This is a genomic window from Brevibacterium antiquum CNRZ 918 (assembly GCF_900169145.1).
GTDB classification, from domain to species: domain Bacteria; phylum Actinomycetota; class Actinomycetes; order Actinomycetales; family Brevibacteriaceae; genus Brevibacterium; species Brevibacterium koreense.
Genome location: NZ_FXZD01000002.1, coordinates 126,843 through 145,887, shown reverse-complemented (window position 1 = coordinate 145,887; position 19,045 = coordinate 126,843). Strand labels below are relative to the sequence as shown.

At 61.4% G+C, this 19,045-nt stretch carries 16 protein-coding genes and 3 tRNA genes; 4 read left to right on the top strand and 15 right to left on the bottom strand.

The window, feature by feature from the left end; translation table 11 throughout:
• Positions 1 to 20: 20 nt before the first annotated feature.
• Both BANT918_RS03330 and BANT918_RS03325 read right to left on the bottom strand, forming a co-directional pair.
• Positions 21 to 620, bottom strand: coding sequence for a hypothetical protein (locus tag BANT918_RS03330; protein ID WP_101618937.1), 600 nt, complete (start codon positions 618 to 620; stop codon positions 21 to 23).
• A 157-nt stretch (positions 621 to 777) separates the two neighbouring features.
• Positions 778 to 1,533, bottom strand: a complete 756-nt coding sequence (locus BANT918_RS03325) for a pyrimidine reductase family protein (protein ID WP_101618936.1) — start codon at positions 1,531 to 1,533, stop codon at positions 778 to 780.
• Between the two features lie 153 nt (positions 1,534 to 1,686).
• On the opposite strand from BANT918_RS03325, the gene BANT918_RS03320 reads away from it, so the two are divergent.
• Positions 1,687 to 2,052, top strand: a complete 366-nt coding sequence (locus BANT918_RS03320; protein WP_101618935.1) for a DUF488 domain-containing protein — start codon at positions 1,687 to 1,689, stop codon at positions 2,050 to 2,052.
• Between the two features lie 47 nt (positions 2,053 to 2,099).
• On the opposite strand, the gene BANT918_RS03315 is transcribed toward BANT918_RS03320, so the two are convergent.
• Entirely contained in the window at positions 2,100 to 2,309 is a 210-nt protein-coding gene (locus tag BANT918_RS03315) for a DUF5808 domain-containing protein (protein WP_101618934.1), read from the bottom strand.
• Positions 2,310 to 2,499: 190 nt separating this feature from the next.
• On the opposite strand from BANT918_RS03315, the gene BANT918_RS03310 reads away from it, so the two are divergent.
• Both BANT918_RS03310 and BANT918_RS03305 read left to right on the top strand, forming a co-directional pair.
• Positions 2,500 to 3,177, top strand: a complete 678-nt coding sequence (locus BANT918_RS03310; protein ID WP_101618933.1) for a TetR/AcrR family transcriptional regulator — start codon at positions 2,500 to 2,502, stop codon at positions 3,175 to 3,177.
• Complete coding sequence (locus tag BANT918_RS03305; protein ID WP_101618932.1) at positions 3,174 to 4,421, top strand: Cmx/CmrA family chloramphenicol efflux MFS transporter; 1,248 nt, start codon at positions 3,174 to 3,176, stop codon at positions 4,419 to 4,421. Before BANT918_RS03310 ends, BANT918_RS03305 begins: the two co-directional genes overlap by 4 nt.
• Here the strand turns inward: BANT918_RS03305 and BANT918_RS03300 are convergent.
• Positions 4,404 to 5,006 (bottom strand): dihydrofolate reductase family protein, encoded by a 603-nt coding sequence (locus tag BANT918_RS03300; protein ID WP_101618931.1) that lies wholly within the window; start codon positions 5,004 to 5,006, stop codon positions 4,404 to 4,406. The genes BANT918_RS03305 and BANT918_RS03300 overlap by 18 nt on opposite strands.
• A 140-nt stretch (positions 5,007 to 5,146) precedes the next feature.
• On the opposite strand from BANT918_RS03300, the gene BANT918_RS03295 reads away from it, so the two are divergent.
• Positions 5,147 to 6,520 (top strand): NAD-dependent succinate-semialdehyde dehydrogenase, encoded by a 1,374-nt coding sequence (locus BANT918_RS03295; protein ID WP_101618930.1) that lies wholly within the window; start codon positions 5,147 to 5,149, stop codon positions 6,518 to 6,520.
• 103 nt (positions 6,521 to 6,623) lie between these two features.
• On the opposite strand, the gene BANT918_RS03290 is transcribed toward BANT918_RS03295, so the two are convergent.
• The 11 genes from BANT918_RS03290 to dnaN all read right to left on the bottom strand — a co-directional run bounded on the left by BANT918_RS03290 (position 6,624) and on the right by dnaN (position 18,579).
• Positions 6,624 to 6,696: transfer RNA gene (locus tag BANT918_RS03290), tRNA-Ala, on the bottom strand.
• Between the two features lie 203 nt (positions 6,697 to 6,899).
• A complete protein-coding gene (locus tag BANT918_RS03285) occupies positions 6,900 to 7,682 on the bottom strand; it encodes a potassium channel family protein (RefSeq protein WP_208617988.1) in 783 nt (260 codons plus the stop codon).
• Between the two features lie 80 nt (positions 7,683 to 7,762).
• Positions 7,763 to 9,211: an MDR family MFS transporter gene (locus tag BANT918_RS03280; protein WP_101619220.1), complete on the bottom strand. Its 1,449-nt coding sequence runs from the start codon at positions 9,209 to 9,211 to the stop codon at positions 7,763 to 7,765.
• Between the two features lie 312 nt (positions 9,212 to 9,523).
• Positions 9,524 to 9,599, bottom strand: a tRNA-Ala gene (locus tag BANT918_RS03275).
• A 151-nt stretch (positions 9,600 to 9,750) separates the two neighbouring features.
• A tRNA-Ile gene (locus BANT918_RS03270) sits at positions 9,751 to 9,824 on the bottom strand.
• 217 nt (positions 9,825 to 10,041) lie between these two features.
• Positions 10,042 to 10,896, bottom strand: a complete 855-nt coding sequence (locus tag BANT918_RS17640; RefSeq protein ID WP_233430336.1) for a DUF3566 domain-containing protein — start codon at positions 10,894 to 10,896, stop codon at positions 10,042 to 10,044.
• Entirely contained in the window at positions 10,893 to 13,451 is a 2,559-nt protein-coding gene (gene gyrA / locus BANT918_RS03260; protein ID WP_096146181.1) for a DNA gyrase subunit A, read from the bottom strand. Before gyrA ends, BANT918_RS17640 begins: the two co-directional genes overlap by 4 nt.
• 109 nt (positions 13,452 to 13,560) lie before the next feature.
• Entirely contained in the window at positions 13,561 to 15,558 is a 1,998-nt protein-coding gene (gene gyrB, locus BANT918_RS03255) for a DNA topoisomerase (ATP-hydrolyzing) subunit B (RefSeq protein WP_096161511.1), read from the bottom strand.
• A 247-nt stretch (positions 15,559 to 15,805) separates the two neighbouring features.
• On the bottom strand, positions 15,806 to 16,318 hold the full coding sequence (locus tag BANT918_RS03250) for a DUF721 domain-containing protein (protein WP_096177554.1): 513 nt from the start codon (positions 16,316 to 16,318) through the stop codon (positions 15,806 to 15,808).
• Positions 16,315 to 17,439, bottom strand: a complete 1,125-nt coding sequence (gene recF, locus BANT918_RS03245) for a DNA replication/repair protein RecF (RefSeq protein WP_096177555.1) — start codon at positions 17,437 to 17,439, stop codon at positions 16,315 to 16,317. The genes BANT918_RS03250 and recF overlap by 4 nt, the downstream gene beginning before the upstream one ends.
• Positions 17,440 to 18,579, bottom strand: coding sequence for a DNA polymerase III subunit beta (gene dnaN / locus BANT918_RS03240; RefSeq protein WP_208617987.1), 1,140 nt, complete (start codon positions 18,577 to 18,579; stop codon positions 17,440 to 17,442).
• Between the last annotated feature and the right edge of the window lie 466 nt (positions 18,580 to 19,045).

Sequence of the window (19,045 nt, the reverse complement as noted above, 5' to 3'; positions counted from 1 at the left end):
GGCACTCGCGCAGCGGCGTCTCAACGATCGTCGACTGCGACGAGCGCCCAGAGGCCGAAGGCCAGGAGGACGAATCCGGGAATGATTCCACCCAAGATCGGGATGAACGCTGGGATCGAGGCGAAGAAGGCGATGAATCCGGCTATTCCGCACAGGGTGACGACCGTAGCGAGAATGTGGAACCGATTGAGTTTGAACACGTGGCCGAGAGCATAGAAGTGGGTGCCCACGACGAATGCCACCCAGGCCACGCCGAGTTCGGGATGTCCGAGGCCACTCAACAGGCGCGTGCCGCCGAAGAGGGCGAGCGCTTCGACCCCGACGATGATCCAGTAGCTGCGTCCGAAGGGCACGGCCCTGCCAGGCGAAACTTCATCCTGCCCCTTGGCTGAATTCGCTGAGGAGACCTGAGCGCGCTTCATCCGGCCCAGGGAACGCAGTGCGAAGAAGGCGATGGCGGCGAAGGCCGCGATTCCCATGACGAGGACGAGGATGCGGCCGAGGGTAGAGAACGATGCACTGTTGACGATGAGGAACACCAGGCCGAATGCTCCACCTATCAGGGAGCCGACCTCCGCACCGGCAGCCGGCTGCGGTCTGGTCTCGCGAGCTTGAGTCATCACTGTCCTGTCGAGTGTGCACGGGTACTACGGCCACCGATCATGCGATCGTGCGCGACCGCGGGATCACAGGGCTCGGTTCTATAATCACATTCTTGCACCCCGACACGGCTCGTCCCTACGACTCATCCCCACGGCTCGTCCTTACGGCTCGTCCCTACGACCCTGCCGGACGGTAGAGCAGATAGAGAAAGCCGTCGTCGGTGCCGTAGAGGGTCTTCAGCTCGAGTTCGACCGGTGGATCGAATCGGGCGCCGTGCAGGATCCTCGTCTCGGTCCCGGCGACCAAACTCGGGCTTCGGGTCAGACACAGTTCGTCGATGCCTCCCGCCTCGAGCAGATCGGTGAACAGCTGGGGCCCACCCTCGCACACGATCCGGGCGAATCCACGTGAACGGAGTTCAGCGATCGCCGCGCTCAAGTCAACGGAGGATTGACCGGCCACGATCACCTCGGCGACTTCAGCAGCCTGTGCACGTGCCTGAGCTGGTGCGTCTGCGCAGGTGATGAGGATGGTCCGGGCAGACTGGGGAGCCTCGGTGAACAGCGGGGCTGAGAAATCGAGGTCCAAGCTGGCTGAGACCACCGCCATGGGTGGTGTGGGGCTGCGGTTCTCGCGCAGCTGCCGCCATTGCGGATCGTCCTCGGCGGGACCATAGACCTCGGTCCTGACAGTGCCGGCACCGACGAGGATGACGTCTGCCATTGCCCGGTTGAGGGCGAACAGCTGCTTGTCGATGTCATTGCCCAGACCTCCGGCGTGACCGGCGATGGTCGCAGCTCCATCGACCGAGGCCACGAACACTGCACGCACCCACTGGTCAGCATCGCAGGGAAACGCCAGGGCCTGGGACAGTTTCACGCCCTTCGCCTGGTCGGGGAAGAGCCGATTGATCCTCGGAATCTCAGTCATCGCCACCTCGCATCAGCACACTGGTGTACAGGCGTTAAGTCTACGCTCGAACGGGTCACGAAGGGGTCCGAGTATTCTCGCCTTGCCTCTGACTTCTACTGTCATAGACTGAAATCAGGACCACAGCAGCACCGCAGATCGAGGAGGACGAACATGTCAGAGAAGCATCAGGTCCAGGTTCGTCGGATCTACGATGATCCGGTCAACAGCGACGGCACTCGCATCCTCGTCGACCGCATCTGGCCGCGCGGGGTCAGCAAGGACAAGGCTGAACTCGATGATTGGCTGAAGGATCTCGCTCCCTCGACCGATCTGCGCAAGTGGTATTCACACGATCCCGATAAGTTTCAGGAGTTCTCCCGGCGCTACCGGGAGGAGCTCAAGGACGATGACCACGCCGAGGCCCTGAAACAGCTGAAGGACTACGCAAAGAAGGGCAAACTCACTCTCCTGACCGCGTCAAAGCGCGACGACATCAGCGACGCGACAGTACTCAAGAAGGTTCTGGACAAGAAGTAGCCGCCCGTTCGACCCGACGGGGCCGTGACCCACGCGGCTGATCTGGCTCAGAAGAAGATGCCCCACACCAGGAGAGCGATGACGATGATGAGGAACAGCAGCGACCAGGGGCTGCCGTAGTTGAGCGACCAGCCGATGCCGAAGCGCTTCGGTATCAGGAACGATGGGTCCTGGGGGCAGAAGTAGAAGATTCCGAGCTTCCAGTTCGCATCATCGTCGCGAAGCTGTTTTCGGCGCTCTTTGCTCACTGGGCTCATGCGTGTTCCCTTCTTCGCCGCGGATATCTCGCCGCGGTCCTCTCGCCCGCAATGGGGCCATTGTTCCTTGCCGCCACGTTACACCTGCTGTTGATGCCCGGCGGCTGTTGACAGACGGTGTCAGCATTCATCCGATGATGCTCCGAGCACTAATTGGACAGTTGTGTCCAAAACAATTTAATCTCTTTCCATGGGCAGGAGGAAGAACTTCGACGAGCAGGCGGTGATCAACGCCGCCATTGCCGTCTTCAGCGAGCATGGTTATACGGGCACCGACGTCGGCCTGGTCTGCGAGCGTGCGAACATCGGCCGCTCAAGCTTCTACAACACCTTTGACAGCCTCGATTCGCTCTTCCTGCGGGCCCTGCGTGACTACACCGCGAGAGGAATCTCGGCCCGGGAGGAGCTGCGCACAGGAACAGCACCGGCCCCGAGGCTCATCATGCACCGCCTCGGCGGGGAACTGGCCAAACAGTGCGAGGACGAGGCACGGGTCGGGTGCCTGTCGGCGAACACTGCGGCCGAACTCGGCCGTGAGGTCGATGCGGTGTGCGCGATCCTCGATCCCGATCACCAGGCCTGGTTGGAGTCGTATCGGTTCGTCCTGGAACGCGGGCAGGTCGAGGGCCACATCCGCTCCGAGCTGGATGCGAAGGTGCATGCACAGCTCCTCAGCAGTGTGCTCGCCGGGCTGAGGATCGCCGCTCGGGTGATGCCCGCCGACAGCGTCCAGTCTCAGGCGACCGCGTTCGTCGAAGGACTGTGCACACGCAAGGGGCTCAGGGCACTTCACGACCACACGGCATCCCACACATATGGCCGCAATTCTCCCGGACACCTCATCGCAACCGAAAGCAGCGCACAGTGACGACTTCGACTCAAGCACGAGTGCGTGTCCCGGCTCAGGTCTACCTCCTGGCAGCGGTGATCTTCTGCCTCGGCACCAGCGAGTTCATGATCGCTGGGATCCTCGAGCCCATCAGTGCCGATCTGCAGGTCGGCATCCCACAGGCTGGCCTGCTCATCACCGGATTCGCTGTGGGAATGATCGGCGGAGCACCGGCAATGGCGCTGCTGACGCTCAGGCTGCCGCGTCGGGCGACGATGATCATCTCGATCATTGCATTCTCCGCCCTGCACATCCTGGCCGCGCTGTCGCCGAGCTATTCGATCCTCATGGTCACCCGTGTCCTGGCGGCCATCGCCTGCGGCGGGTTCTGGGCCGTGGCCGCTGTCCATACGACGCGCATTGCCCCCGCGAAGGTGCAGGGTCGTGCCCTGGCCAGCCTCGTCGGCGGCCTGACCGTTGCGAACCTCGTGGGCGTTCCCGTGGGCACCTGGGTGGGCACGCAGTACGGATGGCGGGCGACATTCTGGGCCGTCGCAGTCGTCACTGCTCTCGCCGCCGTCCTCATCGGGCTCACTGTTCGCAACCCGGCTGACGAGGAAACCGGGTCGAACCAGCATCTGCCCACTCTTCTCAAGGCGGAGCTCGCGGCATTCAAGGGACCGCGAATCTGGTTGGCTCTGGCAACGACCGCGCTGTTCCAGGCGTCGGTCTTCGCCGCCTTCTCCTACTTTTCGCCCCTGCTCACTCAGGTGGCGGGGCTCTCCCACGACCTCGTCCCCGGAGTTTTGGCAGCCTTCGGCATCGGTGCCTTCATCGGAGTCGTCGTGGGCGGACGCTTCGCCGATAAGAACATCTTCGGCAATATCATCGGCAGCCTCGCGGCCTTGGCGCTCAGTCTCTTCGCCCTGTGGCTGGTGGCCGACACCGGCTGGGCGGCGATCGTCATGATCGTCCTCATCGGCGCCAGCGGCTTCTCGATCGCGGGGGCGCTCAACGCCCGCGTATTCCAGATCGCCACTCAGGCACCGACACTGGCCGCCAGCGTGAACACCTCGGCGTTCAACGTCGGCAATGCCATCGGGCCAGCACTCGGCGCCGGCGTCATCGCACTCGGCTGGGGGTTCAAGGCCCCCGTCGTCGTCGCGATCCTCCTCGCCCTGGCCTCCCTGGTCCTCGTCGCGGTTGCGATCCGGGTCGAACGAGTCTGGAGTGCTCGTATCGGTGTCGCGAGGTTCGAACAGTCCTCAGACGCCATCGCCTGAGCGGGCGTAGCGCAGCAGGGTCATTCCACCGGGAAAGGCTCGCACCTCGGTAGTCGTCCAGATCTCTTTGTCGAAGTCGGACTCAACGCCCCAGAGCGGCACACCCGCTCCGAGGGTGATGGGACCGAGTTTGATGATGAGTTCGTCGATCTCAGCACGCAGGCTCGAAGCCAGCGTCCCTCCGCCGATGAGCCAGATATCCTTCCCCGGCTCACCTTTGAGCTCCCGAATCCGCTGCACGGGATCGTCTCTGACGATTTCGACAGCGGAGCCGGGGACCGAATCGAGCGAGGCAGAGACCACGAGATGACGCAGATGCGGGTAGGCATCCGGTAGTCCGGCGGCAAGACCGATCGCAAAGGATCCTCGGCCCTCGACGACCGTATCGAAATGGTGTCCGCGTCCCGTCACGCCCAGCGCCTCCCTGGCGGGGCCCGGCAAGGTCTCCGGATACTCCGTGCGAATGAAGTCGATGTAGTCATCGGTGATCGGCCACCAACTGCTCGGATCGCCTCCATCCGGGCCGGCGATGAAACCATCGATGGAGACTGCGACGAAATAGCACAGTTTGCGTTGGTGGGACATCGTTGCTCCTCGGCGTTTCTGAGTCACTTTAGTCTCTGCGAGCCAGAGCGAGTTTGAGACCGACTTGCCCTTGTGGAATGCGCACGTCATTCTTCTTGTTGAGACTACAAAGTCGATTCCTACGCGCGAGAGGACGTTTCATGAGCAAGTTCGCAGTCACAAATGCCAATACCGGTGAGGTCGAGGAGGAGTTCGCCTCCGTCGCCAAGGAAGACATCCCCGGCTACATCGACCGTGCCCACGATGCTCATCTTGTGTGGAAGGAGACGCCGTTGCACGAGCGCGGCGCGATCCTGCACAAGTTCGCTGACCTCGTCGATGCCAATGCCGACGAAATGACCGACATCATCGGCCGTGAGATGGGCAAGGTCAAGAAGCAGGGCCTCGGCGAGGTCGACAAGGTCGCTCGCACGGCACGGTGGATGGCCGACAATGCCGACACTCATTTGGCTCCCACACACCTCGCCGCAGCGGGTGCTGCCAGCAGCTACGTCCGCCACCAGCCGCTGGGTGTGCTGCTGGGGATCATGCCGTGGAACTTCCCGTACAACCAGATCGCGCGTTTCGTGCTGCCCAACCTCATGGTCGGCAATGCGATCATCATGAAGCAGGCGTCGATCTGCCCGAAGTCCTCACAGTACTTCGAGGATCTCCTCACCGAGGCGGGTCTGCCCAAGGGCGTCTACCAGAACATCTACCTCGACAGCTCTCACGCCGAGGAGGTCCTCAAGGACTTCCGCGTCAAGGGCTTCTCGCTCACCGGCTCCGAGGGCGCGGGTGCTTCCGTGGCCTCCATCGCCGCGAAGTACTACAAGCGCGCCGTTCTCGAGCTCGGTGGCAACGATCCTGCCGTGGTCCTCGACTCGAAGGATGTGCCCACACTGGCCAAGAAGCTCGTCGGTCTGCGTCTGGCCAACGCCGGTCAGGTCTGCACCTCACCGAAGCGCATGATCGTCGTCGACGATCTCTACGACGAGTTCCTCGCCGAGGCCGTCAAGGCCGCCGAGGCAACGAAGGTCTCGACCTTTGATGACCCCGATGTCGGCATGGGCCCGGTCTCCTCCGAGGGTGCTCGCGATGACATCCTGGCCATGATCGAAAAGGCCGTGGCCGATGGTGCCACACTGCACACCGGTGGTAAGAAGCTCGACCGTCCGGGCTGGTTCATGTCCCCTGCAGTGATCTCTGACATCGATCCGAAGTCCGATCTCGGCTGCAACGAGCTCTTCGGGCCCGCGGTCATGGTCTACCGGGCCAAGGACGAAGAGGATGCGCTGCGTCTGGCCAATGACACCGAATACGGTCTCATGAGCTCGGTGTGGACCGATGACCTCGAGAAGGGTCAGCAGTTCGGCGCCAAGATCAACGCCGGCATGACGCTGATCAACTCCCACATGGAGTCCGGTCCCGAATACCCGTTCGGCGGCATCAACCGCTCGGGTTACGGTCGCGAGAACGCCCAGTGGGCATTCCAGGCGTTCACAAACGAACACCTGATCCGCGTTCACGCCTGAGGACCGATCCTCGAATCTGAATAGACAAAGATCCCGCCGACAGCGTCCATATCGCTGTCGGCGGGATCTTCTTTTACGAGTGCTGTCTCAATAGCTTCTCGAGTGGAGGTAAGGGGACTCGAACCCCTAACCCCCTGCTTGCAAAGCAGGTGCGCTACCAATTGCGCCATACCCCCTCAGAGCACAGGCCGATATTACCCGCTTGAACGGTGCGTGCGAAATCGGCTGTGGTCCACAAGCAACGGCAACGACCTGCGAAGACCCCTCCAGGCCCATCTACACGCGCTTGGCACCCCGACCTCGGGGCCGGTGTCGGCAATCTTCGTAAACCCCTCGTTTTCAGACAATCACCCGTGGCCCGAGCAATCACCGAAGATTCTTACGCAGGGTCGCTATATGTCGAGTCCTCGAATCGATCACCGGTGTGCCTCAGCGATTCCGATCCTGTCTGCGCCTGCCCGCCGATGGTTTCGACCTGGAGTGTCAGTGCCGCGATCGACTCCTCGAGGGCATGGATGTGGGCGACGGTGGCTGATTGGTTCTCCTCCGCATCCGTCGATACCTTCTCGACGATCCAGGAGGCCAGCGTGCCGGTGACGACGCCGAGCAGAGCAATCCCACCCAGCATGAGGCACACAGCGAGCATCCGGCCCAACCCGCTCATCGGCGCCATGTCCCCGTAGCCGACGGTGGTCACGGTGACGAAGGCCCACCAGATCGCATCGGGGAAGGAATTGATCGCCGATTCGGTTCCGCGTTCGGCGTCGAGGACGGCGAGTGCAGCGGCGTAGACGAGCAGTGCTGACGCCGAAGCGGTGTAGATGAGGATCTTCCCGCGCACAGCGGTGCCGACGGTGCGGTTGAGGATGTGCAGGACCGTGATGGCCCGCAGGACTCGCAGGGGCCGCAGCAACGGCAGGGCGATGACTGCGAGATCGAAGAGATGGTGACGAAACCAGGCCCAGCGATCCTCGGCGAGCCAGAGGTTGACCACGTAGTCGATGACGAAGACGAGCCACGTGATGATGACCAAGGCCATAGCGAGTTGGGCATATATGCCGGTGGGCGCTCCGATCACCTGCCAGCTGTAGGCACCGAGGAAGGTGAGCGCGGCGACCACGAGTGGCCATTCCATGATGTGCTGCCAGCGTTTCGAATTCACGCCGATGACTCTAGTTCAGGTCGTTGCCACAGCGCCACACGTGCAGATGGGCAGGAACCTTGGGTCAACTCATCCTCAGATTATGTGGCAGGTGTCTCCGGAACCAGGGGGACCTCCTCGGCGGGGGCGTCTTCCTGATCTTCGGGCTTCTTGATGAAGAACGACAGCACCACGGGCACCAGGGCGATGACTGCGGCCAACAGGAACGCATTGTGCGCTCCCGGCGAACCTGACTCCGCGACGGAGCGTCCTGCCGCCTCACCCGAGTGCAGGGCAGAGGAGTAGATGGAGATGAGAAGCGCGGTTCCGGCAGCTCCTGCCACCTGCTGCATGGTGTTCAGCGCCGCAGATCCGTGTGAGTACAGTTTCCGGTCCAGTGACCCCAGCGAGGCGGAGAACAGGGGCGTGAACGACGCGGCCAGTCCCAGCGACATGACGGTCTGGATGACGACGAGCACCCACGTGGGCGTGCCGATGCCGACCATGGAGTAGGAGAACATCGATGCGGCGATCATGATCGATCCTGGGACCAGGAGAGTCTTGGGTCCTCGTGCGTCGTAGATGCGGCCCATGACAGGAGCGAGGACGCCCATGAGGATCGATCCCGGCAGCAGGACGAGACCCGACTGGGTGGCGTTGAGTCCAGCGACGTTCTGCAGGTACAGCGGAAGCAGGGAGAAGGTACCGAACATGGCCAGCGAGACGACGGCCATGATGACGACTGCGATGACATAGTTCTTCGCGGAGAAGACGCGCAGGTCCAGCAGCGCCCGATCTTCCTTCTGCAGGATCAGCTGTCGCCAGGCGAAGAGGGCAAGGAGGACAAGCCCGGCGGCGATCGCAGTCCACGCGAAGCCGGTTGAAGAGCCTCCACCTGCATCGCCGCCATGTCCTCCGCCGAACTGGCTGAGGCCGAAGACGATGCCACCGAAGGCGAAGACCGAGAGCACGACGGAGACGTAGTCGATCGGAGCATGGGTGCTCTCGCCGAGGTTGGTCATCCACTTAGCGCCGAGGCCGAGGGCGATGAGCGCGATGGGGAGGACGATGGCGAACAGCCAACGCCATCCCAGGGAGTCGAGCACGATGCCCGACATCGTCGGACCGATTGCGGGAGCGAGCGAGATGACAAGGCCGACCCGACCCATCATCCGACCGCGCGAGTGGGCAGGGACGACATTCATGATCGTTGTCATCAGCAGGGGCATCATGATGCCGGTGCCCGCAGCCTGGACGACGCGTCCGACGAGTAGGACGGTGAAGCCCGGAGCCACGAGACAGATCAGGGTGCCAGCGGAGAACAGAATCATTGCCGCCAGGAAGATCTGACGGGTGGTGAAGCGCTGCAGGAGGAAACCGGTGGTGGGAATCACGACGGCCATGGTGAGCATGAACGCGCTGGTCAACCACTGACCGAGTTCCGGAGGGATACCGAGGGCAACGTTGAGCTCTGGGATCGCGATGGCCATCGTCGTTTCGTTGAGGATCGCAACGAAGGCAGCCACCAGAAGCAGCCAGATCACCCGCATCCCGGCAGGATCGATGGCGTCAGCCTGCGCGTCGTTGGTACGGGAGGGCGAAGTGTCGCTGGACAAAGAGGAACTCCGATCGAGTGATGTGATCAAGGGCCGAACTGGCTTCTGCAGCCATCTGCCCCGGAAGGCGAGTGCGAGTTCGGAAACTGCGAACGACATTCGCGGATGTAGCAGGCAACAATGATGAGGGCGGACTTATTCCGAACAGAGAGCGAAAAGAGACCGGAAGTGGAGAGAGTGCGGGGCACGAGGGAAGTTCTTCACAACGAAGGCTCCGGACCGATTCGGTCCGGAGCCTTCGTCATCTGGTGGAGGTAAGGGGACTCGAACCCCTAACCCCCTGCTTGCAAAGCAGGTGCGCTACCAATTGCGCCATACCCCCAAACGGGATTCACCTTCACACCGAGTCGGTGTGTTCGGACCATTCGGCTTGGGCACTGAGATTACCGTGCCGCCACCGGAAGAAAACTCCGAGTCCCACAAGCGTGAGACCACTGAGAATCCACTTCTTCATGATCCTCCTCGAAAGGATGTGGGCCTACCTGGACTTGAACCAGGGACCTCTTCGTTATCAGCGAAGCGCTCTAACCGCCTGAGCTATAGGCCCTTTTCAGGGGGTGAACCCGAAGTAAAACGATACCCAACGGGTCATTCCAACACAAATCGGCTGACAGTGACTCGCCTCACATGACCCCATAATACTCTGCGATCCTCCCCGGAACCGCCCGACGGCGGCTCGGAATTCCCAGACTGGGATTCCGAGCCGCCGCCAGGTTCTGGGAGCAGGTAGGAGCACATAGCACCGAAAGAGGCTGCCGCAGGTCTCAGTCGTCGGTCAGTGTCAGATGGAATCCACCCGCGATGAGGGATCCGATGTTGTAGATGAACGCACCGAGAGTGGACAGGGCGGTCATCAGGACGATGTTGATGACTGCGATGATGAAGCCGGCGGCCACAACTCGTCCGAAACCGAATATCCCGACGATCTTCTCGGCCGATTCCGCGCCGGCAACTTCGGAGATCGTCGTTTCCAGACCGCTCATGACGCCCGTGGCCTGGAGGACGACCCAGAGCACGACGAATGCCACGATGGTGGCGATGCCGATGGCCACAGACATGAGGAACGACATCTTCATGACCGACCATGGGTCCACCGCTGACACGGTGAGGCGAACCGTTCGCGGGCCCTTCTTCTTTTTATTGCCCTTGCCGCTGTCGACCATGTTCTTGACGCCCATTTTCACGCTGCCGGAGCTGGCGCGAATGGTGTTGGACGCTGATCCCATCGCCGAGGTGGCCGGACCACTTCCGGACGCTGAGTTCTGCGAACCGGTTGCCTGACTCGAAGGCGTCGAGCCACCGGTGGAGGTCCCGGCAGAGGGCTGCCGGCCGGAGGCCGAACCGGCTGAGGACTGACCGGCCGAGGGAGCCTTGCTGGGCTTCGGCGAGGCCTTGGGCGTAGGGGGAGCAACGACTCGGTTCCTATCGGGTGCAGTACCCGATTCACCCGAGCTTGCCGATCTATTCGAGCCCGCCGATTCGCCGGAGCCGCCCGGGTCATCGGAGCCGGAAGAATGATCAGCCTTCTCCCCGTCCTTCGACGATCCTGCTGTCAAGCGGGTGGAGCCACTGGACGTGCGTATGATCTTGCCTGAGCCTGGCTGTTTGTTCTCGCTCACTCTTCCACATCCTCGCTGCCGGTCTGAGGCTCTACGTCCTCACCTTCCGGTTCCTCAGCTTCTTCGTCAAGTTCTTCGACCACGGTCTCGGGTCCACGCGTTACAGCGATAATACGATCATTCTTGCCCGGTTTCGCGAACACCACACCCATGGTGTTGCGTCCCTTTGCCGGAACTTCATCGATATTCGACCGTACGATCTTACCGCGTTCCATGACGACGAGGACTTCTTCTCCCTCATCGACGATCAGTCCGCCCACCAAGTCTCCGCGCTGCTCCGTGATCTTGGCAACCCGGATTCCCAGGCCACCACGGCCCTGCAGACGGTATTCATCGACCGGAGTCCGCTTGGCATAGCCACCCTCTGTCACAACGAAGACGAAGGTGTCTGGCTGGATGACATCCATGGTCAGCAGCTCGTCATCGCCCTTGAACTTCATTCCGGTCACACCGCCGGTGACTCGGCCCAGGGGGCGAATCGAGTCATCGTCGGCCGCGAACCGGATCGACATTCCCTTGCGGGAAATCATCAGAAGGTGGTCCTCGGAGCTGACGATCCGTGCGGAGACCAGCTCGTCTGGCTGTCCCTTGTACTCACGGAGGTTGATCGCGATGACGCCGCCTGTGCGGTTCGAGTCGTACTCACTCAGACGGGTCTTCTTCACGACACCGGACTGCGTGGCCAGGATGAGGAAGTCGGCTTCTTCGTAGTCTCGGATGGAGAGCACCTTGGCGATCGTCTCACCCGGCTGCAGAGCGAGCAGGTTCGCCACGTGCTGACCCTTGGCATCCCGTGAACCTTCTGGGAGCTCGTAGGCCTTGGCCCGGTAGACGCGACCGGTGTTCGTGAAGAACAGCAGCCAGTTGTGTGTGGAGGTGACGAAGAACTGCTCGACGACGTCATCTCCACGCAGGTTTGCGCCCTTGATGCCCTTACCACCACGGTGCTGTGCCCGGTACAGGTGATTCTGGGTGCGCTTGGCGTATCCGCCGCGGGTGATGGTGACGACGACCTCTTCTTCCGGGATCAGGTCTTCCATCGACACATCTCCGTCGAATCCGGCCAGGATCTTTGTCCGGCGGTCGTCGCCGTAGCGTTCGACGATCTCATCGAGTTCTTCCGACACGATCTCACGCTGACGGGCGGGAGTCGCGAGGATGTATTTGAACTCGGCGATCTGCTGCTCGATCTTGTCTGCCTCTTCCTGAATCTTCAGGCGTTCCAGGGCGGCGAGGCGGCGCAGCTGCAGATCAAGAATGGCATTGGCCTGAATCTCATCGACCTCGAGGAGCTCCATCAGACCTGTACGAGCTTCATCGGAAGAGGGTGAACGACGGATCAGAGCAATGACCTCGTCGAGGGCATCGAGTGCCTTGAGGTAGCCACGCAGGATATGCGCGCGCTCCTCGGCCTTGCGCAGACGGAATTCGGTGCGTCGGACGATGACTTCGATCTGGTGCTTGACCCACAGGCGCAGGAACGAGTCCAGACTGAGGGTGCGCGGCACGCTGTCGACGATCGCCAGCATGTTCGCTGAGAAGTTCTCCTGCAGTGACGTGTGCTTGTAGAGGTTGTTGAGCACGACCTTCGCCACCGCATCGCGCTTGAGCACGATGACCAGACGCTGTCCTGTGCGTCCCGAGGACTCGTCACGGAGGTCCGCGATGCCGGCGACCTTGCCGTCTTTGACGTAGGAGGCGATCTTCGCGGCCAGGGTGTCGGGGTTGACCATATGCGGCAGTTCCGTGACGACCAAGCACGTGCGTCCCTGGATCTCCTCAACCTCGACGACAGCGCGCTGCGTGATCGAACCGCGGCCGGTCCGGTACATGTCGTCGATGCCCTTGCGGCCCAGGATCGTCGCAGCCATTGGGAAGTCGGGGCCCTTGACGATGCCGAGCAGCGCCTCCAGTGCCTCTTCCTTGCTGACTTCGGGGTGAGCGAGAAGCCACTGAGCCCCGGCCGCGACCTCACGGAGGTTGTGCGGCGGGATGTTCGTGGCCATACCCACGGCGATACCCGAGGAACCGTTGACCAGCAGGTTCGGGAACCGCGAGGGCAGAACCGTCGGCTCCTGGTTGCGGCCATCGTAGTTGTCCTGGAAGTCGACAGTGCCCTCTTCGATGTCCCTGACCATCTCAAGGGCCAAAGGAGCCATCTTGCACTCGGTATAACGCGGGGCGGCAGCGCCGTCATCACCCGGTGAGCCGAAGTTGCCCTGTCCGGCGACGAGCGGGTAGCGCATTGTCCACGGCTGCACGAGGCGGACCATCGCATCGTAGATCGCCGTATCGCCGTGCGGGTGGTACTGGCCCATGACGTCGCCGACGACGCGTGAGCACTTCGAGAAGTTGCGGTCCGGGCGGTAGCCGCCGTCGAACATCGCGTACAGCACGCGCCGGTGGACGGGCTTGAGTCCATCGCGGACATCCGGCAGGGCGCGGCCGACGATCACGCTCATCGCATAATCGAGGTACGACCTCTGCATCTCCAGATTGAGATCAACCTGTTCGACACGGTTGATTTCGGTTCCGATATCGTTTTCGTCAGCCAATGTGGGCTCTTCCCTTGTGTCTTAACCCGCGCAGCACGGCGGTGAATGAGTTCGTGAGAGTCTGTATGACCGTCGGCTCTCGACAGTGGTCGAGAACCGACGGTGAGGATCAGATGTCGAGGAAGCGAACGTCTTTCGCGTTCTCTTGGATGAAACGTCGACGTGAATCCACGTCATCGCCCATGAGCACCGTGAAGATCTCGTCCGCCACGATCGCATCGTCGAGCGACACCTGCTTGAGCAGCCGGTGGTCAGGATCCATCGTGGTCTCCCACAGCTCCTCGTAGTTCATCTCGCCCAGACCCTTGTAGCGCTGAATCGCCATGTCCTTGGGCAGCCGTTTGCCGGAAGCTCGTCCGGTTTCGAGCAGGCCGTCGCGTTCATTGTCGGTGTAGGCGAACTGATGAGGGGCGTTCGACCACTTGAGCCGATACAGCGGAGGCGTGGCCAGATAGACGTAACCGTGCTCGATGAGCGGCTTCATGTAGCGGAAAATCAGGGTCAGCAGCAGCGTCGTGATGTGCTGACCATCGACGTCCGCGTCGGCCATGAGCACGATTTTGTGGTAACGCAACTTGTCAAGATCGAACTCTTCGCCGATGCCCGTGCCGAAGGCGGTGATCATGGCCTGGACCTCGTTATTGCCCAGAGCCCGGTCGAGTCGGGCCTTCTCCACATTGAGGATCTTGCCGCGCAGCGGCAGAATCGCCTGGGTATTGGGATTGCGCCCCTGCGTTGCCGAACCGCCGGCAGAGTCACCCTCGACGATGAAGACTTCCGAGATCGTCGGGTCTTTGGACTGGCAGTCCTTGAGCTTGCCGGGCATGCCCGAGGATTCGAGCAGTCCCTTGCGCCGTGTGGCCTCGCGGGCCTTGCGCGCAGCCAGTCTCGCCTGGGATGCCTGGAGCCCCTTGCGAACAACGTCCTTAGCCTGAGCCGGGTTGGACTCCATCCAGTGACCGAGCTCATCGCGGACAACACGCTGGACGAAGCCCTTGACCTCTGAGTTGCCCAGTTTCGTCTTCGTCTGGCCCTCGAACTGCGGATCGCCGAGCTTGACCGAGATGACTGCGGTCAGACCCTCACGGATGTCGTCACCGGTGAGGTTCGCGTCCTTCTCCCGCAGGAGTTTCTGTTCACGAGCGTAGTTGTTGATCAGTGAGGTCAGTGCCGTGCGGAAGCCCTCTTCGTGCGTACCGCCCTCATGGGTGTTGATGACGTTGGCATAGGTATGGACCGATTCGCTGTAGGACGTCGTCCATTGCATGGCGATCTCGAGTGAGAGTGTCTCTCCGGGTTCCTCAGATTCGAAGACGATGACATCCGGGTGGACGAGATCGGCCTTCTTCGTCGCATTCAGGTACTGCACGTAGTCGAGCAGACCGTGTTCGTAGTGGTACGTGGCCTCACGCGGTTTGGCGTCTGCCTCTTCGTCCTCGTCGATCTGGACGTTGTCATCATCGATCTGAACGTGGCGTTCATCGGTCAGGCTGATCTTCATACCCTTGTTGAGGAACGCCATCTGCTGGAAGCGGGCACGCAGGTATTCGTAAGAGAAGTCGGTGGTCTCGAAGATCGTCGAGTCCGGCCAGAAGGTCACCATCGTGCCGGTCTCGGAAGTCTCGTCGCCACGGGTGAGCTCACCCGTGGGCACACCCTTCTCGAAGTTCATGTTCCAGACGTAGCCATCGCGCCGGACCTCGACGTCAAGACGTTCGGACAGCGCATTGACCACTGTCGAACCCACACCGTGCAGACCGCCGGCCACAGCATAGCCGCCTCCGCCGAACTTACCGCCAGCGTGCAGAATGGTCAGGATCACCTCGACCGTGGGCTTGCCCTCAGTGGGGTGCATCGCCACCGGCATTCCTCGCCCGTCATCGACGACTCTGACTCCGCCGTCGGCGAGGATCGTCACCTCGATGTGAGTGCAGTACCCGGCCATCGCCTCATCGACGGAGTTGTCGACGATTTCCTGAACCAGGTGGTGGAGACCGCGTTCCGAAGTCGAACCGATATACATGCCAGGTCGCTTGCGAACTGCTTCGAGACCCTCAAGTACCGTAATATCCCCGGCATCGTAGTGGGGTAGATCCTCGGTCGTCATATGACTCCTAGTGCGGGTGGGCGCTAACAGCTACCTATTCTACCGCGCCAAGACCGGAAATGCCCGTAAGCGGCCCATTAAGGTACATTTGCGGAATTTTGAAGCCTCAGATGTACCCCCGGGCACGAACGGGACCGGCTATCGCCGTTTAAGGCCCTCTATGGTTTTCAGCTCGGCCTCCGCACAGACTCCAGAAATCCTCTGCCGAAGTTCAGCCGATCGTCGAATCTCAGATGGACTCCCGCGTTCAGCCGAAGGTGTCACGTGGTCCCCGACCGGACACGCTGCGCCGACCCTTCTTGAAGCTGCGTCCCCGTGGTCCGCGGATCTCGATCTCCGTGATCGTCTGTGAGCCGAGGCCCGCCTCCAAAGCTCTCAGGATCGTGGGCTTGAGGACTCGAAGCTGAGTCGCCCACGTCGTTGAGTCCGCGGCGATGATCAGCAGTGGAGGGGAGAAATCCACAGGTTTGCAGTGCATCGCCACCTGTTCTCCCACCAGATCGGGCCACCGGCCCAGCACCTTGCCGATGTCGATCGACGACGACCAGCCTCGGGCGGAGATCAGCTTTCCCAGTGCCGATGAGATCGCTGCCGGATCACGTTTGTCTTTGCCCGCCGACGTGTAGACGGCTTCTCCTCGCAGCCGTGACCTGCGACGGCTGCGGACGAACTTCGCCTCGGTCGCTTCCATCCGACGGACGCGGTCAAGGGCTTCGAGTGCTGCGACCGGAGTCGAGGTGTCCTTCTCGATGCCGCTCATGGGAGCAGACGCTCCTGACCGATTCTGCGGCCCTCAAGCCCGTCGGGCAGATCTCCGTCGACGGCCGCAGTGATGAATACCTGCTCAGCAGCAGTGATCCGTGAGGCCAGTCGGTTCCGACGTCCGGTGTCGAGTTCGGCGAAGACATCGTCGAGGACGAGGACTGGCTGTTCGGCAATCGACCCGGCATCGGAACTCAGCAGATCCCATCCGGCCAGCTGCATCGCCAGCGCCAGCGACCATGTCTCGCCGTGTGAGGCATAGCCCTTCGCCGGATGATCGCCGATCGTCAGCGCCAGATCATCGCGCCCGGGACCGTGCAGGGTCAGACCCCGTTCGATCTCTGTGGTGCGCCTGCGCTCAAGGGCGGCCAACAGCAACTCCCGGCATTCGGCAGCGGATCCGGCCTGTGAATAGTCGATGCGTGAATCGTATCGAGCCTTGATGCCTTGGCGTTCCAGTCGAGCATCGGCGGCGATATGGGCGAAGTTCTTCTGCAGCGGCTCGACGATATCGGCGAGGATCCTCTGCCTGCCGTAGACCAGCTCGGAGGCGGAGTCCGCATAGGCCATGTTCCAGATGTCCAACGTAGCTTCGAGTCCGGGGTCGCGGTCCTCCCGCAGACGTTTGAGCAGTGCGTTGCGCTGTTTGAGAGCACGCTCGAAATCCGTGATCACCGAAGAATAACGAGGGTTGCGGGACACAACCAGGGTGTCGATCCACGACCGTCGTTCTGCTGGTTCGCCCCGGACAAGGCTGAGATCCTCTGGTGCGAAGACAACACAGGAGACGAGTCCGAGTATCTCCTTCATCTTCACCGGGGAGCGGTTGACCCTTGCCCGGTTGGCACCCTTCGACTGAATCGAGACTTCCACCGTGGCATGACGCTGATCGCGGTTGACGAGAGCGGACACGGTTGCCGTCTGCGCGGACTCATTGACCAGCGGTGCATCGAAGGCAACTCGATGAGAACGCAGATGGGCCAGATACCCGATGGCTTCGACGATATTGGTCTTGCCGGTTCCGTTGTCGGCCACGAATGTGGTGACCCCGGGTTCGAACTCGAGGTCGAGTTCGGGATATGACCGGTAGTTACGCAGCGAAAGTCGGGATATCCACATTCAGATACGCGTTGGCATGAGCAAGTATCGATACGACTCGTCGGCCGACGAGTCCAGATCTCTCTGACCCGAGATGATGACGGGTTTCATCGGCTGTGTGAACGAGAAGTTCACATACGGGCTCTCGATGGCGGCCAGACCTTCGGCGATGTAGTGCGGGTTGAAGCCGACAGTGATCGGGTCACCCTGCAGCACTGCCTCGACGGCTTCCGATGCCTGAGCATCGTCGCCGCTTCCGGCATGGAGCGTGAGCGTTCCATCACTGACCTCGAAGCGCAGTGGTGTGTTTCGTTCGGCGACGAGGGAGACACGACGGACGGCCTCACGTAGAACACCCGTTTCGACGATCGCGTGGATCGGTACGGAATCGGGGAACAGGGAACGTACCTTGGGGTATTCACCTTCGACCAGCAGTGAGGTTGTGACCCGCCCCGCCGAGGTGAAGGAGATGAGGTCCTTGCCCGCATCATTGCTCAGGCCGATCGTGACATCACCGCCCAGCGACTTCGACACATCAGACAGTGTCCGTCCGCGCAGAAGAGCGACTGCGGAGACGTCGGGACGACCGGGGTTCCAGGTGAATTCACGAACAGCGAGCCGGTAGCGGTCGGTGGCCAGAAGTGTGACTTTCTCGCCTTCGATCTCAACACGAACACTGGTCAGGATCGGCAGAGTGTCATCTTTCGATGTCGCGATCGTGACCTGTGAGACGGCGTTCTGGAATTCACCAGCTGAGACGGTTCCCGATGCATCGGGGACCTGAGGCAGTGCTGGGTATTCGCCGACAGGCATCGTCATCAGCGAGAACCGAGACGAGCTGCAGGTGACATCGACCTTCGAATCAATCTGTTCGAGGGTGACTTCCTGGTTCGGCAGAGCCTTAGAGATATCGGCAAGGAGTCGACCGGAGACGAGAACAGTGCCGGCTGTGACAACATCAGCTGCAATCTCGACTCGGGACGAGACTTCGTAGTCAAAGACGGAGAGACGAACGGTCCCACCAGCCTCAGCAGTGATGAGAATGCCGGTGAGCACCGGCGCGGAAGGACGGCTGGGGAGGGTCTTGGTAGCCCAAGTCACCGCATCGGCAAGGACATCGCGGTTGACTTTGAACTTCAGGGGAGATGCTTCGGCGTTCACTTTACTCCTTCGGGGTGGCCACCCGACGTACTCAAGTCACTGGCTTGACGTTGCTCGGAAAACTTTACACAGCCTATCGGAAATCTCAGCTTCCCGGCATCGGGCTGCCAACATCATGATCGGCCACAGGTTCCGCTCGGACCAAGACCCGAAGGATCTCGCATTCGAGAATCGGCTGTAACCATGTGTTCGAATAACTGTCAGTGCGCTGAGCTTGTGTCGAGCTCTCACTCGAGAGCTTCCGACCAAGCCGATGCAGTCGGTGGCGGTCACCCTCTTACAACTTCAATTCATGGAGTAGAAGTATTAGCACCTGTGGAGTGTGTGGACAACCAACTGTTACGCCCTAGTAATCAAGGGCTGAGCGACCTCGGAGGGTGTGGATCCCCTGTGTACGCTCACGCATGCTTCGGTGGGCGCTTGGGTAAGCACATCCATGTAGTTCACAGCCGTCCACTCACAACGT